The following is a 14,408-nucleotide window of genomic DNA, read 5'->3' as shown; positions in this document are numbered from 1 at the left end:
GGACATGCCATGCCCGCCAACCCAACCCAACCCAGAAGACAAGTAGTGATGAAAACGGAGTCTGCATCCACCATGACCGCAACCGACACTCACCCAGTTGAAGGCGACACCATCAAACCCGGCCAGACCGTCCCGGCGGCTGTTTTGGCCAACATCTACGGCGACACGACACTCAAGTCCGCCGGCCACGTGATTGTCGATTCGCTCGTCGCGCACGGGGTGGAACGCACCTTTGTGGTCCCGGGGGAAAGCTTCCTGGACGTCCTCGACGGGCTGCACGGCTCTGAGATCGAGACCGTGGTCTGCCGGCACGAGGGCGGCGCCGCGTACATGGCCGAGGCCGACGGCAAGATGAACCAGCGCCCCGGCGTCGCCATGGTCACCCGCGGACCCGGGGCAGCGAACGCCCACGTGGGGCTGCACACCGCCTGGCAGGACTCCACCCCAATGCTGCTCTTTGTCGGGCTGATTCCGTTCGCGCACCGGGACCGCGAGGCGTTCCAGGAGTTCGATATCAAGGCGTGGTTCGACACGGGCGCCAAACGCGTGATGGTCCTTGACCACCCCGAGCGGGCCTCCGAGATTGTCGCGGAGGCCATGTTCGCGGCCATGAGCGGCCGTCCCGGGCCGGTGGTGGTGGGCCTGCCGGAGGACATCATCCGCGCACAGATTGATCCGGCCCTGCACCCGCCCATCCCGGTGGCCGGGGGCGGGATGAGCAGCACGGATGCCGGCGCCCTCGCCGAAGCCCTGGCACAGGCCAAGAAGCCGCTGTTTGTTACCGGCGGAAACGACTGGACGCAGGAAGCAGCCGGGGAGCTCACCCGGTGGCTCGAGAAGCACCACATTCCGGCCGCGGCGGAATGGCGCACGCAGGGTACCGTCTCCTTCGACTCCCCCAGTTATGTGGGGCCTATTGGCTACGGCCGGCCCCGCCCCACGTACGATCTCTTGGACGAAACCGATCTGCTCGTTTTCGTCGGGACGGTCCCGGGGGACGTGATCACGGACGGCTTTGTCTGCAGGCAGGACTGGAACAAGAAGAACTTCCTGGTCACCATCGATCCCTCGCTGCGTGGCCGCTCCGGCCCGGTCTCCCGCCAGATTCTGGCCAAGCCGGAGGCCTTCGTCCGGGATCTGGTCAACATCGACCTACCCGTCAAGGAGGAGTGGAAGGCGTGGACGGCCCGGATGCGCGCCGAGCAGCAGTCCTTCGCCAGCCTGCCGCCATCGGCACCCGGCGACGGGCCCGCGAAGATGGACACCCTGATGGCGAACCTCGTGCCGCTGCTGCCGGAGGACGCCATGGTGACGTTCGGGGCAGGCGAGCACACCAACTGGGCGCACCGGTACTTCCCCACCCGGCGCTACGCCTCGATGATCAGCGCCCGGAACGGCTCCATGGGGTACTCCGTGCCGTCGGCCATCGCTGCCTCGCTTGCCAGTCCGGAGCGGCGCGTGGTCACCATCGCCGGCGACGGCGAATTCCTCATGAACGGCCAAGAGCTGGCCACGGCCGCCCAGTACGGAGCCACACCGCTGATCATCGTGATGGACAACCAGGAGTACGGCACCATCCGCACCCACCAGGAACGGCACTACCCGTCCCGGGTGTCGGGGACGCAGCTGAAGAACCCCGATTTCGGCATGATGGCCCGGGCCTTTGGCGGTTTTGGCATCACGGTCACCGAGGACCAGGACGTGCCGGCGGCCCTGGAGACGGCGTTGGCCGCCATCGACCAGGACGGCGTGTTCGCCCTCGTCCACCTCGTCGTCGAACAGCGGGTCAAGGCCTACTAGATCCGCCTCGAGATTGCACCCTGCCTTGATTGCAGACGGACGACGGCGGGAGCCTCCCGCCGTCGTCGTCCGCCGTTAGGGAAATCTCGGCCTCGGCTCCTATCGCCGCTACTCCCCCGTCTCGCCGTCTATTCCCCCGTCTCGCCGTCTATTCCCCCGTCTCGCCGTCTAGGGCCTCGCGGAGGAGGTCGGCGTGGCCGTTGTGCCGGGCATACTCCTCGATCATGTGGCACAGGATCCAGCGCAGGCTCGGTGCTGAACCGTCCTGCCACGGGCGCCTGGCCAACTGGTCCAGGCCGCCGCCGGCGAGGGCTTCCGCGACGCGGATCCGGGACCGATCCACGGCGTCCTGCCAGAGGGTGCGCAGCTGGTCCGGGGTGTCCCCGGCGGCCGAATGCCACTCCCAGTCCGGGTCAGCCTTCCAATCCACGGTGTCGAACGGGGCCTCCCGGTCCCGCGCATGCAGGGAATGGGAAAACCATCCGTCCTCCACATAGGCCATGTGCTTCAGCAGGCCGCCCAGCGTCATCGATGAGGCAGCGGCAGTGGCCCCGAACCCGGCGTCGTCCAGTCCGGCGCACTTCCACGCCAGCGTGGCCCGCTGAAAGTCCAGGAAGCCCAGGAGGGTCGCGGTTTCGTCGGCTGCAAGGGGAGGTTCCGGGCGGCCCTGATCGTCAACAATTGTCATGCGCGTGAGTCTAGCGGCGCTGCACCGGGCGGCTTCGTGGCGCGCCGGTGCAGTCCGCCCGCGCTGCCCGCCCGTCTCGCCCCGCCCGCCCGGGCTCGAATTCGCTGGAGACTCTCCACTTCGCCGGACGATTCCGGCGAGCCCGCGCGCTTCCGGCGACTTCGACGGCGGGGGCGAGCGCGGGCGACTTCGACGGCCGCATCCTAGCCCGGCGTGACAGCCCCCGCCACGGCCGTCCGCCCGGAAGGCCGCGGCACGCGCACAGACCGCCTGGCGCGGCGGCGGATGACGTACTCGGCCACCGCAACGTTGATCACCCAAGCCGCCCCCAGGAGCACTGCCCGGGTCGGCTCGTCGGGCGGCCCCACCAGCAGGATCCACGGCAGACCCGTCAGCGCCTGCGTTCCCGCGGCGACGCCGATCGCGTAGCCCCGGGTCATCCACGCGCCGTGCTGCACAAAGTCCCGGCGCACAATCGCTGCGACGCCCAGGACGATGCTCGCCGCCATGGCTGAGCCGAAGACCAGCCGCAGGACGAAGAGCGCGGGCCCGTCGCCGGGCGGCAGCGGATAAAAGAGCGTCATCCACAAACCGGACAGGGCGGCCAGCAGGCCCGCCGGAGCCAGGATGCGGCCGGCCACGCGGTGCCAGCCGCGGCGGCCGCGCAGTGCGGGGAGGAATTGGAACGCCCCGAGCAGGCTGTAGACGGTAACGCTGACAATGTGCGTTACCACGGGGACGGGCGAGGCGAAGAACCGGGCGTTCTGGGCCGTGACGACGGCGCCCCCGGTCAGTTCCGTCAGCCGCGCCGCGCCCGCGATCACCGGGATGAGGCTGAGAAGGATCAATCCGGCGGGTACGAGCCACTGCGGGCGGCGGCGGACACGGGGCGCGGGGGCGCTGCTGGCTTGAGTGGTCACGGCGGTCCTTGGCTGGGAAGGGCTGACGGCGGCAATACGTGGGCCGTGGTGTACGGCGTACACCTAATGCGCTCACGTTAGGTGTACGCCGTACACTTGTCAATAGGGAAACTATTACAGAGAGGTGGCCGGATGACCCAGCAAGCGGAGCGCACGCGCCGGATCCCGTTGAGCCGCGACCGCGTCCTGGCGGCCGCCGTCGCGCTGGCCGATGAGGTGGGGATCGAGGCGCTGAGCATGCGCCGGCTGGCGCAGGAACTCGGCGTCGTGCCGATGGCGCTCTACAAGCACGTGGCCAACAAGGAGGAACTCCTCGACGGCATGGTGGACGCCCTTGTCAGCGAGATCGATCCCCCCGTCCGCGATGCGGGCTGGAAGAATGCCGTGCGCCTGCGGGTGCTCTCGGCGCGGCGGGCACTCCTGATGCACCCGTGGGGCCGGCAGGTATTGGAGTCGCGCACCAACCAGACGCCGGCGGTCCTTGGCTACATGGACTCGTTCATCGGCATGTTCCTGGCCGGCGGTTTCTCCGTGGACCTGACCCACCACGTCATGCATGCCCTCGGCAGCCGCATGTGGGGGTTCACCCAGGAGCTGTTCGACGACTCCCCCCGCCGGGGCGCCGAGGCGCCGGCAGTTCTTCCGCCCGAGGCGCAGGCCGCCATGTTCCAGGAGATGGCTGAGCGGTATCCGAACATCCTGAAGGTCGCCACCGCTTCCGCGCACACGGACTCCGCGGTGGGAAAGGGGTGCGATGACCAGTTCGAGTTCGAATTCGCCCTCGACCTGCTCCTGGAGGGCTTTGAGCGGCTGCACCGGCAGCACTGGACCCTCCACCCCGGAATAGACTTCGACGCCGGCACGGTCCCAGCTGCCGACTAGTCTTCCAGGAACTAGTCCTCCAGGAACCGCAGCAGGTACGGAACGGTAGTCCGCATGGCCCGCAGGTCGCCGCCGCTGGCGGCCAGCTCGCCCAGGTAGTCGCCGTGGCTGCCGGGCACGATCATCAGGCGGGCCCCCGGAATGACTTGGGACATGCGCACGGCGTGTTCCGCACTGACGACGTCGCGGTCTGCGCTCAGCACCAGGGTGCGGGCCGTGATGCGGCGCAGGTCCTCGTCCGGCCAGCCGGGGAAGGCCAGGATCCGCTGGCGGTCCAGTTCGAACATTCGCTCGAGGTGCCCGGGCTCCGGGTTGAGCTGGCGGTCGGCGTCCTTGTACGCCTCCGGCATGTCATCGAGGGTGGCCTTCGCCATCCCCTCCCAGAACTCGTCGGCCACAGCGTCGCGGCTAACGAAGGTGGAAGCGGTGATGAGGCACCGCACGTGCGCCGGATGCCGCATGGCCAACGCCAGCGCGGTGTGGCCGCCAGCGCTGAACCCGAGCACATCCACGGACTTTACGTTGAGCTCATCGACTACGGCTTTGACGTCCTCGGCCGAGTCTTCTGCGGTGAGCGGCCGGCCGGTGGCCGCGGTCCGGCCGTGGCCTTCCTCGTCGACGGCGATCACCTGGCGGCTCTCGGCCAGCAGCGCCGGGATGAGCCCGGCGAAGCTGGTCTCGATGGTGGAGCCTCCGCCGGGGATCAGGAGCAGCGGGGGCTGGTCGGCCAGCGCGTGGCCATGGACCTCGTAGTACATGCGGAGGTCGCCGTTCGCCGCGTAACCGTGCGTGAATGCCACAGGGCATGGTACCGCCGCGCGGGCCGGGCTGAACAGGGGCTTTGCGAACGACGGCGGCAGATTCCCGCCGTCGTCCGCAAGAGGCGCAGGTCAGGCGTTGACGGACTCGGCGAGGATCGCGTCGACCTGGCCCAGCGCCTCCTTCATGCCCTCTTCCATGCCCATGGCGACAATCTTTTCCATCTGTTCCTCCGCCTCGAACGTGGACAGGATGGTCATACGGGTGCGGTCGCCGACTGGTTCCAGCGTCACCACACCGTGGATGGTGCCCATGTCCGCCACGGGATCGCCGTTGTCATCCGCGAAGCCGTCGTCGAACTCCAGGCGGTGCGGCGCGTCAATGGCCGTGAACCGCCACCAGCCCCGGGCCTTCTCCCCCTCGGGCCCCGTCATGAAGTAGCTGGCCGCGCCGCCGGGGACAAACTCGTGCTTCTCGAAGGTGGCCGGCCATGTGGGAGGCCCCCACCAGCGCTCGAGCAGGCGCGGGTCTTCCCAGATCTGCCAGACGCGCCCGACTCCGGCGTCGAACTCGGTGACCACGGTGAGGCTCAGCGCCTCAAGATTCTTGACTGAACTGATAACCGTCATGACGAACCCTTCCTATCCTTCGGCTTTATTGTTTTGCGTGTTCCTGGTTTCCTTGTTTGTTTTGTCAGGTTCTGTGGTGGTGGCTGTTTCGGCGAGAAGTTCTGCGATCCGGTCGGCCCGTTGCCGCCAGATGACCTCGTACTCATCGAGCAGCCGGCGGGCACGCTGCAGTCCGTCGTGGTTGGCCCGCACAATCTGCTCCCTTCCCCGCCTCTCCTTGGAGACAAGGGAAGCGCGTTCCAGCACCGCCACATGCTTCTGGACGGCCGCGAAACTCATGGTGTAAAGGGCAGCGAGCCCCGAGACCGAGTACTCGCCGACAGTCACGCGCCGCACGATGTCCCGGCGGGTTGTATCGGCGAGCGCCTGAAACAGGCGGTCAAGTTCTTCGTCGCTAAGACGGGCTTTGAGCTGATCTACAACCATTTGGTTGTAGAATAGTCCGGCCGTTCGGGGGTGTCAATGGGTGTCTTGAGGTCCGCTGCGCCGGCAAAGTCGCCACACTGCGCCCGCCGAGTTCGCCGGAAAGTCGCGGGCTCGCCGAGTTCGCCGAAAAGTCGCGGGCTCGCCGGAAGTTTCCGGCGAACCCGCCCGTGTCCGGCGACTTCGCTCGCTGCAGCCGCCGCGCACACCACCCTGAGACGGTCGAGGTGCCAGACAGGCCCAGATACTGCGCGGCATGGAGCCGATGTGCCGACTTTGCGCCGAGCGTAGAGTGAGCCCATGAAGCGTGTGGATATCGACCGCTTCGGCGGCCCCGAAGTCCTGAACGTGGTGGAGGTTGACGATCCACGACCAGGACCGGGCGAAGTCCGCGTCAGGGTTCTGGCTTCGGGTGTCTCGTTCACCGATACACAGTTGCGCGCCGGCACGTATCTCGGCGGGCCGAAGCCGCCTTTCACGCCCGGCTACGAGCTCGTCGGCATCGTTGATGAGCTCGGGCCCGGTTGCCTGCGGGTGCGAGTGGGAGACCGCATCGGTGCGCTGACAGTGTGGGGCGCCAATGCAGAGCGTGTCTGCGTACCTGAGGTGTACGCCGTCGCGGTGCCGGAGGACCTCGACCCGGCCGAGGTCGTAAGCCTCGTGTTCGCCTACATGACCGCCTACCAGCTGCTTCACCGCACGGCGAAGGCCAAGCCCGGGGAGAGCGTTCTGGTTCACGGCGCGGCCGGCCGAGTGGGCACCGCGGTCCTCGAGCTCGGAGCGCTGGCCGGCCTCCGCCTCTACGGGACCGCCTCGGGACGGGATCGCGCCGCGGTGGAGCGGCTGGGCGCCGTTGCGATCGACTATCAGAATGAGGACTTCCTGACCCGTGTCCGCGGGCTCACCGGCGACGGCGTGGATATCGCCCTCGACGGAATCGGCGGCCCGTTGTCGCTGCGCTCCTTCCGCGCACTCCGGCCCGGCGGACGGCTCGTCGTGTTCGGTCGCTACGCCACCATCGCGCAGGGGCGCAAGAACTGGCCGGGGGTGATCGCCTGGTACGCGGCCACCGGGACCGTCGCCCTCTGGGGCTGGCTGTCACCACGCCGCAAGGTGGTGTCCTACCGGATCCAGAAATTGCGCATCCATCACCAGGACTGGTTCCAGGCGGACTTCCTCGCGCTGCTTGAGATGCTCCGTAGGGGCGAGATTCACCCGGTGGTGGCCGAGCGTCTGCCGCTTTCCGAGATTCGTCGCGCCCATGAGCTGCTGGGGAGCACTGCGGCGAAAGGGAAGATCGTGCTCGTGCCCTAAGCCGGCATGGCCGCCGCCGCGGCACCGCGCTCACGGCCACGCCCCTCCCCTGCGCCAGAACCCACGGCCGAGTTCGCCACGCCGCCACCGCCGAGTTCGCCGGAAAGTCGCGGGCTCGCCGGAAGTTTCCGGCGAACCCGCAGGGTTCCGGCGACTTCGAGGAGAGCGCCGGACGCCGCCGCGCCACGCCCTCGGCCCCACCGCCACCCCGCCGTCGCCCTCGCGCACCGCCGCCGCCACGACCATCGAGGTGCCCGGGGCCGTCGAGGAAGGATAGTTTTAGGGCATGACGGCAAGCTACAGGTACGACGTCGAGGTCCTGCATCTCCTCGTGTCGCCGGCGCACGCCTACTTCGGCCGCGCACGCGATGGTGCAGCCCATGTCCCCACCACAGACGCGGACCGGGTGGAGCTGGTGGCCGGCAAGGGAATCGTCGGCGACCGGTTCTTCGGCAAGGCCGCCCACATGGACGCCGCCGTCACCCTGCTCTCGATCGAGGCCCTTGAAGCGATGGCCGAGGAGCTGGGGGCCGCGCCCTTCGACCCCCTCCTGACGCGGCGCAATGTTGTCCTTAGGGGTGCGCACCTCGCTCCCCTGCTCGGCCATGAGTTCGCGCTCGAATCAAGGGGAGACGTGGTCCGGCTCCGGGCCGGACGGCCTGCCCATCCCTGCGCCTGGATGGACCGGATGCTGGTCCCGGGCGCGCACGCCGCCATGCGCGGGCGGGGAGGCGTGCGCTGCCAGCCGCTTTCGAGCGGCATGCTGAGCCGCGGGCCGGCCGTACTGGTGAGCCCCGTGCCGCTCGACCCGGGACAGGCAGGCATCCCCAACCTGCTGCGCCCGTCGCGGCTGCCCTAACCAACACCCGCTGCTGTGACCGACACACGTCGGAGCAGCCGACACCCGCTGCTGTGACCGACAGGCTCCGCCGCAGCCCGGACGAGCAGCAGCAGTCACCGGCGCCCGAACTGATACTCCCGCCCGGGCCATTCCAGCCTTGGCTATTCCTTCCCTGATTGTTCCCGCTCTGACTATTGCCGTTCGGCGATTGCTTTCACACTCTTCACCAGGCTGTCCCACATGCCCTTCGAGTGCTCGGCCTCCTCGGCACTTGCATTGTTGTCCTGCGAGAGCGTGAATTCTGTGGCGCCTGGCTGCTCCTCGAGCGTCCACGTGAGCGTGTGGTAGTTCTCAGGCACATCCTCCTGGCCGCTCAGCGGGCTGAAGTGCGTGACGACCAGCCTCCGGCCGGGTTCGAACTCCAGGACAGTGCCCGTGTCCTCGTACGCCCTGCCGTCCCAAACGCCGCGCCAGGCGATGGGTCCGCCGACGGTCCAATCGGTCACGACATCGGTGCCGAACATGAACTCCTTGATGGCGGCAGGTTCGGTGAGCACGGACCACACCCGTCCTGCGGGCGCCTCGATGGTGATGGTCGACGTCGCTACATACTTTCCAGTCATAGCTTTCCCTTCTGCCAGAATCGGCTTCTCCCAGAATCGGTCAGCGCCGGCAGCGCCCGGCACCGAGACTACTCCGCGGACTGAAACGTCGGTAAGCCCTCCCGCCGCCGCGATACCCACCGCGCCGCTCCCGGCGCGCGCTTGCGCCTGCTCCCCGGCCGCGGCCGCAACGGCCCAGACCCCTCTTACGCCGGGTAGATGGCGATGGCGGCGGCCTTGATGACGAAGTAGACGGTCATGCCGGGAGTCAGGCCGAGGTCGGCGGACGCGGCCGGGGTGATGTCGGCGGAGAGGCCAGCGGCATGGACGCGGATCTGGTCCCCGTGCGGCTCGAGGTCCGTGATTTTCACTGGGAATGAGTTCCGTGGGCTGCCGTACTCTTCGGTGAGGAACACGGATACGGCCGAGGGCGGAAAGACCGCCACGCCGTCCTGCCCGGGACCGACGGAGCCGTCGTGGTGGCCCGCGACCACCATCCCCTCGGCGGTGGTGACGCCGGCGTCACTGACCGTGCCGGCCACCAGGTTCAGCCCGGCGAGGCCCGCGGCGAACCGGCTGCGCGGCCTTTCGAGGACCTCGCGGGTGGGTCCTGCCTCGCTGATCCGGCCGTCCTCGAGGACGATCACCCGGTCCGCCAGCATCAGGGCGTCCAGGATGTCGTGGGTGATGATGATGGCCCTGCGGCCGGCGAGGACGCGTTTGAGGAGCCGGCGGAGCAGCGGGGCCGCATGGATGTCGAGGGCGGCCATGGGTTCGTCCAGCAGCAGCAGCTCGGGGTCGGCGGCGAGGGCACGGGCCACGGCCACGCGCTGGGCCTGACCGCCGGAGAGCTGTCCGGGACGCCGCGAGGCGAGATCCCTGGCATCGACCTCGGTGAGCCAGTGCATGGCCGTTTTGCGGGCCGCGCTGCTGGACGCGCCGGCGCTGCGGGGCCCGAACGCGACGTTGTCCAGGGCGCTGAGGTGGGGGAAGAGTAGGGCCTCCTGGGCCAGGAGCGCCGTGCCCCTGGTGTGCGGCGCCCGCCAAATGTCCTTGTCCGCCGCGAGGTCGAACAGGACCCTGCCGCCCAGCACGGCCTTGCCCGCATCGGGGCGCAGCAGTCCGGAGATGATCGAGAGCAGGGTCGATTTCCCGGCACCGTTCGGGCCGAGGATGGCGATGGTCTCGGCCGGCCCCAGGCTGAGGGAGACCTCGAGGCCCCGCGCCGCGAGCGTTGCGTCCAGCTCAAAGGTCACCGGAACGCCCCTTCCGGTGCTGCTTCGACCCGCGGGCGCCGGTAGGAGAGCCCGACGACGGCCACCGCCACGGCGACCAGCAGGAGGGAGAGCGCGACGGCGGCGTCGGCGTCGGTTTCGCGTTGCAAATAGATCTCCAGCGGGAGGGTGCGGGTGACGCCCTGCAGGCTGCCGGCGAAGGTCAGCGTGGCACCGAATTCACCCAGGCTGCGGGCGAAGGACAGCACGGCGCCGGAGGCCAGGCCGGGCAGCACGAGCGGGACGGTCACGCGGCGCAGCACGGTGCTCGGGCGGGCCCCGAGGGTGGCGGCGATCGCTTCGTATTTGTTGCCCGCCGTGCGCAGCGCGCCTTCGAGGCTGACCACCAGGAACGGCAGGGCGACGAAGGTCTGGGCGAGGACGACGGCGGTGGTGGAGAAGGCGATCTGGATGCCGGCCAGTTCGAGGCTTCTGCCCAGGAGTCCCTGGCGTCCGAAGGTGTAAAGCAGGGCGATGCCGCCCACCACGGGAGGCAGGACCAGGGGCAACAGGACGAAGGCCCTCAGCAGCCGCTGACCCGGGAACGGGCTCCGGGCAAGGACGAGTGCCAGCGGCACACCGAGGACGATGCAGGCGGCGGTGCTCGCTGCCGACGTTCGCAGGCTCAGGCCGAGCGCCGTCAGTGAAGATTCGGAGGTAATCAGCGGGATGAACTGCGGCCAGTTGACCTTGGCCACCATGGCCACCAGCGGCAGCAGGACGAAGACTGCCCCTGCCGCCGCGATGGCGTAAATCCATGGCGGGATGCCGGTGTACCCGGTGCCGCTGCGTCGGTTCATGCGGCCCTCTACGGGGCGCCGAAGCCGGCGTCGCTCAGGACATTCTGGCCCTCGCTGCCGGTGACCGTGGCGATAAAGGCGGCGGCCAGTTCCTTGTTCTTGCTCGTGCCGACGGTGGCGATCGGGTTGGTGTTCACAGCCTGGTCCGACTCGGGGAAAGGAATGCCTTTGACCTTGTCGCCGGCGGTCTTGACGTCCGTGACGTAGACCAGACCGGCGTCGGCCTCACCGGAGGTGACCTTTCCCAAGACATCGGTGACGGAGGATTCCTCGCTGACCGGCGCCAGGGTGGTACCGGTGGCTTTTTCGACCTTCTCGGTCGCGGCACCGCAGGGAACCTGGGGTGCGCAGACCACCACCTTCACACCCGGCCTGGCGAGATCGGCGAAGGCACTGATCGACGCCGGGTTGGACGGCGGGACCGCGATCTCCAGGACGTTCGTGGCGAAGTTGACCGGGGCGCCGTCGGTCAGTTTCGCGTCGGTCAGCTTGGTCATGTTCTTGGCGTCGGCGGAGGCGAAGACATCCGCCGGGGCGCCCTGAGTGATCTGCGTGACCAGGTCCGAGGACCCTGCAAAATTCAGCGTGACTTTGGTGCCGGGGTTCTTGGCCTCGAAGTCACTGGCCAGCTTGGTGAAGGTCGATTTCAGCGAAGCCGCCGCGAAGACGGTCACCGCGCCTGTGAGTGCCGGGGTCGCGGACGCGCTGGCCGCGGCGGAGCTGTTTCCGGTGACTGCGGGGGTGCCGGATGCGCAGCCGGCCAGGGCCGCGGTCAGGGCGCCGGCAACCAGCAGGGCAGTAACGCGCTTGCGGGGGATGCTCATATGATGCTCTTTCCGTGGGGCGTTTCGATAATGACGGTGGTGGCCTTGACCACGGCGGTGGCGACAGATCCGAGCTCCAGGCCCAGTTCCCGGACGGCTTCGCTGCTCATCAGGGACACAACCCGGAAGGGCCCGCACTGCAACTCAACCTGGGCCATGACTTTGTCCGCGGTGATGCCCGTGACCAGGCCGACGAACCGGTTGCGGGCCGAGGACCCCACGCGGGTGGGGTCCTCGGGAAGCTGGGCCTGGTCGCGGGCGAGGTGGGCGAGTTCCAGACCGTCCACGGCCAGCCGCCCGGAGTCGTCCTTCACCGGGGTGAGAATCCCGTTCTCGGTCCAGCGCCGGACGGTGTCGTCGCTGACCCCGAGAAAGCGTGCTGCTTCTGATACGCGAATTTTCGGCATGACTCCATAATCTCCTATTTGCGGAAAATATGGGCACTCTGATCCTCAAATCAGTAAATAAACCCTCCTGTGGGTGTCATCCGCGGTCTGACGGGAGTCGCCCCGGCGCTCGCTGGCGCGCTGGGTCTAGGCCAGCACCTTGTCCAGCTTGGTGAACGAGGTGCCCCAGCCCTCGCGCGTCATGTCCATAAATTCGGCGCTGCCGAACGGGCCCTGGGTGAGATGCAGCCGGGTCCTGCCGCCCAGGTCCTCGAACTCCAGCCGCATTTCGATCCGGGCGGGGATGCCGGCGTCGGGCTCCGCCCGCTGGGTGGCCACCAGGAGCGACGGCGGGTCGTAGACGGAGATCACGGCGTCGATTGGTCCCTCCTTGGCGGCGCCGGCTTCCTCCCAGACCATGACCAGCCGCCACGCGCCTCCGACACGGGGCTCCACCACGATCCGGTCCCGGGGCGAGTCCACCCCTACGGGGCCGAACCAGGCGGCGAGCTGGTCCGGATCGGTAAATGCGTCGAAGACCAGTTCGCGGGGAGCCTCGAACTCCCTGGTCATGGTGAGGATGTGGGACTCATGGGTGTTCTGCTGCGTGTTCATTGCCTGGCTCCTGATTCTTGGGAACTTGCTGGATCTTCCGCAAATGCGCGTCGAGACGACTGAAGCTGGCATCCCAGAAGCGCCTGTACTCTTCCATATATTCGGCAACCTCTCGCAGCGGTGCGGCCTCGAGCTTCGAGGAGCGCCACTGCGCATTCCGGCTCCGGGTGATCAGCCCGGCGGCTTCCAGCACCTTGAGGTGGCGGGAGACCGCGGGGAGGCTGATGTCGAAGGGCTCGGCCACCTCATTCACGGTGGCCTCACCCTCCGCCAGTCGGGCCAGGATGGCCCTGCGGGTAGGGTCGGCGAGCGCCGAGAAGATGAGGCTGAGCCGATCGGTTGGCATCTGGTGTGCGCGCCCTTCATATTTAACATTCCCGCTAATTAACTGATGGGTTAAATATGCTCCTGCGGCCGCCCGCGCGTCAAGGGTTTCCTGCTCCCACCTTCATACACACAGTCTCTCGATTTCGGCGCCCGCCCGGCCCATAATCGGGGGTATCCAGTCAACGTTCTGCCGAGAGGAGCCGGCTGTGGCAACTACGACCTTGCTGGCAGGGATAAGGTACGCGGCCGCCGCTCTCACGTTGGGGGCGGTTCTCCTGACCGGGACCGGATGCTCCTACGACAACCCAGCAGAAACCGCGAAGATCACACCGGCGACCAACGGGATCAGCACGGTGGTCGGCGCGGTGAAGCTGGCGGACATGCTCATCCTCTCCCACGGAGCGGACCAGCCCGGACGGATCATCGGAACCGTATTCAACACATCCTCAACGGACGCGACCGTCACCATAGCAGGCGGTTCAGGGCCGAAGGTATCGATTCCGGTCAAGGCCAACGCGTACACCTCGCTGGCCCAACCGCCGGCCATGATGCTGGACCCCACGGCGGGCCCCCCGGGCTCCATGGTCACGGTCCGCGTCAGCGAAGACGCCACCGGCACTTCGGCCGATGTGCAACTCCCGGTCCTCGACTCCACGCTGCCCGAATATCAGTCCTACATGCCCGCCGCGCCCGGCTCCCCATCCGCCACACCCGGGAGCACAGCTTCGCCGGGCACGCCCGGGACCAGTCCGTCCTCTTCCAGTCCAACCTCTTCCAGTCCAATCTCGCCCAGCCCCTCCCCCAGTCCCACCCACTGACCCCGGTGGCAGCCCGCTGAATGCGAGTGTCCGTTGAACCGCGAATCCACCGTTCTACGGAAACTCCCGGCCGTGGCCGAGCGATCACTCCTCAGCGAGTCCCGGAAGCCGTTAGGGCATGGCCGCGACCACGTCGATCTCGACCAGGAAGTCCCCCAGGAACGATCCCACCGTGGTTCGCGCAGGGTAGGGCGCCTCCATGAACTCTGCGTACACTGCGTTGAACCCGTCAAAGTCCCGTCCCGGGTGGTGCAGATGCACGGTTGCCTTGACCACGTGGGAAAAGTCCAGGCCGTGCCCGCCAAGGACGGCGGCCAGGTTCTTCATGGTCTGCCCGGTCTGTTCTTCAATGGTGGTGCCGGCGGTTTCGCCGGTGTCCGGGTGGTGCGGCGTCTGGCCGGCGGTGTAGAGGAACCCGTTGGCGGCGATGGCCTGGGAATAGGGCCCGGCCGGGCTGGGTGCGAGGTCGGTGCTGATCTGCTGTCGCGGCATGAGCTGTGTCCTTT

At 68.0% G+C, this 14,408-nt stretch carries 18 protein-coding genes; 5 read left to right on the top strand and 13 right to left on the bottom strand.

Translation table 11 applies throughout. The features are described from left to right. Positions 1-72: 72 nt before the first annotated feature. The gene (locus AC1DEM_RS16145; RefSeq protein ID WP_476885313.1) at positions 73-1,800 is read left to right on the top strand and encodes a thiamine pyrophosphate-dependent enzyme; all 1,728 of its coding nucleotides are present in this window, start codon (positions 73-75) and stop codon (positions 1,798-1,800) included. A gap of 148 nt (positions 1,801-1,948) precedes the next feature. On the opposite strand, the gene AC1DEM_RS16140 is transcribed toward AC1DEM_RS16145, so the two are convergent. Then, positions 1,949-2,488, bottom strand: a complete 540-nt coding sequence (locus tag AC1DEM_RS16140; RefSeq protein WP_476885312.1) for a DinB family protein — start codon at positions 2,486-2,488, stop codon at positions 1,949-1,951. Between the two features lie 203 nt (positions 2,489-2,691). After that, positions 2,692-3,408, bottom strand: a complete 717-nt coding sequence (locus AC1DEM_RS16135) for a DUF2306 domain-containing protein (protein ID WP_476885311.1) — start codon at positions 3,406-3,408, stop codon at positions 2,692-2,694. Positions 3,409-3,540: 132 nt separating this feature from the next. On the opposite strand from AC1DEM_RS16135, the gene AC1DEM_RS16130 reads away from it, so the two are divergent. Continuing rightward, positions 3,541-4,290 carry a TetR/AcrR family transcriptional regulator C-terminal domain-containing protein gene (locus tag AC1DEM_RS16130; RefSeq protein WP_476885310.1) on the top strand — a complete coding sequence of 250 codons (750 nt, stop codon included), beginning with the start codon at positions 3,541-3,543 and terminating at the stop codon, positions 4,288-4,290. Positions 4,291-4,301: 11 nt separating this feature from the next. Here AC1DEM_RS16130 and AC1DEM_RS16125 read toward each other — a convergent pair whose 3' ends face one another. The 3 genes from AC1DEM_RS16125 to AC1DEM_RS16115 form a co-directional block, all read right to left on the bottom strand. Continuing rightward, a complete protein-coding gene (locus AC1DEM_RS16125; RefSeq protein WP_476885309.1) occupies positions 4,302-5,090 on the bottom strand; it encodes an alpha/beta fold hydrolase in 789 nt (262 codons plus the stop codon). 90 nt (positions 5,091-5,180) lie between these two features. Beyond that, a complete protein-coding gene (locus AC1DEM_RS16120) occupies positions 5,181-5,678 on the bottom strand; it encodes an SRPBCC family protein (protein ID WP_476885308.1) in 498 nt (165 codons plus the stop codon). Between the two features lie 12 nt (positions 5,679-5,690). Beyond that, on the bottom strand, positions 5,691-6,104 hold the full coding sequence (locus AC1DEM_RS16115; RefSeq protein ID WP_476885307.1) for an ArsR/SmtB family transcription factor: 414 nt from the start codon (positions 6,102-6,104) through the stop codon (positions 5,691-5,693). Positions 6,105-6,401: 297 nt separating this feature from the next. Here AC1DEM_RS16115 and AC1DEM_RS16110 point away from each other — a divergent pair, with 297 nt between their 5' ends. Then, positions 6,402-7,415, top strand: a complete 1,014-nt coding sequence (locus AC1DEM_RS16110; protein ID WP_476885306.1) for a medium chain dehydrogenase/reductase family protein — start codon at positions 6,402-6,404, stop codon at positions 7,413-7,415. Positions 7,416-7,701: 286 nt separating this feature from the next. Then, positions 7,702-8,274: an MOSC domain-containing protein gene (locus AC1DEM_RS16105; RefSeq protein WP_476885305.1), complete on the top strand. Its 573-nt coding sequence runs from the start codon at positions 7,702-7,704 to the stop codon at positions 8,272-8,274. Positions 8,275-8,447: 173 nt separating this feature from the next. Here AC1DEM_RS16105 and AC1DEM_RS16100 read toward each other — a convergent pair whose 3' ends face one another. The 7 genes from AC1DEM_RS16100 to AC1DEM_RS16070 form a co-directional block, all read right to left on the bottom strand. Next, on the bottom strand, positions 8,448-8,879 hold the full coding sequence (locus AC1DEM_RS16100; protein ID WP_476885304.1) for an SRPBCC domain-containing protein: 432 nt from the start codon (positions 8,877-8,879) through the stop codon (positions 8,448-8,450). 185 nt (positions 8,880-9,064) lie between these two features. After that, complete coding sequence (locus AC1DEM_RS16095; protein ID WP_476885303.1) at positions 9,065-10,114, bottom strand: sulfate/molybdate ABC transporter ATP-binding protein; 1,050 nt, start codon at positions 10,112-10,114, stop codon at positions 9,065-9,067. Further along, positions 10,111-10,932, bottom strand: a complete 822-nt coding sequence (locus AC1DEM_RS16090) for an ABC transporter permease (RefSeq protein WP_476885302.1) — start codon at positions 10,930-10,932, stop codon at positions 10,111-10,113. Before AC1DEM_RS16090 ends, AC1DEM_RS16095 begins: the two co-directional genes overlap by 4 nt. An 8-nt stretch (positions 10,933-10,940) precedes the next feature. Continuing rightward, complete coding sequence (modA, locus tag AC1DEM_RS16085) at positions 10,941-11,756, bottom strand: molybdate ABC transporter substrate-binding protein (protein WP_476885301.1); 816 nt, start codon at positions 11,754-11,756, stop codon at positions 10,941-10,943. Beyond that, positions 11,753-12,163 carry a TOBE domain-containing protein gene (locus tag AC1DEM_RS16080; protein ID WP_476885300.1) on the bottom strand — a complete coding sequence of 137 codons (411 nt, stop codon included), beginning with the start codon at positions 12,161-12,163 and terminating at the stop codon, positions 11,753-11,755. The genes modA and AC1DEM_RS16080 overlap by 4 nt, the downstream gene beginning before the upstream one ends. A 126-nt stretch (positions 12,164-12,289) precedes the next feature. Further along, positions 12,290-12,757, bottom strand: coding sequence for an SRPBCC family protein (locus AC1DEM_RS16075; RefSeq protein ID WP_476885299.1), 468 nt, complete (start codon positions 12,755-12,757; stop codon positions 12,290-12,292). Continuing rightward, positions 12,732-13,103, bottom strand: a complete 372-nt coding sequence (locus tag AC1DEM_RS16070) for an ArsR/SmtB family transcription factor (protein ID WP_476885298.1) — start codon at positions 13,101-13,103, stop codon at positions 12,732-12,734. The genes AC1DEM_RS16075 and AC1DEM_RS16070 overlap by 26 nt, the downstream gene beginning before the upstream one ends. Before the next feature lie 187 nt (positions 13,104-13,290). Here AC1DEM_RS16070 and AC1DEM_RS16065 point away from each other — a divergent pair, with 187 nt between their 5' ends. Continuing rightward, positions 13,291-13,902 carry a hypothetical protein gene (locus AC1DEM_RS16065; protein WP_476885297.1) on the top strand — a complete coding sequence of 204 codons (612 nt, stop codon included), beginning with the start codon at positions 13,291-13,293 and terminating at the stop codon, positions 13,900-13,902. A 111-nt stretch (positions 13,903-14,013) separates the two neighbouring features. Here AC1DEM_RS16065 and AC1DEM_RS16060 read toward each other — a convergent pair whose 3' ends face one another. Continuing rightward, positions 14,014-14,394: a RidA family protein gene (locus AC1DEM_RS16060; protein ID WP_476885296.1), complete on the bottom strand. Its 381-nt coding sequence runs from the start codon at positions 14,392-14,394 to the stop codon at positions 14,014-14,016. Between the last annotated feature and the right edge of the window lie 14 nt (positions 14,395-14,408).

Source organism: Arthrobacter sp. 05T420, assembly GCF_056396305.1.
Note: the sequence above shows the minus strand (reverse complement) of the source record. Positions and strands in the feature narration are given on the sequence as shown.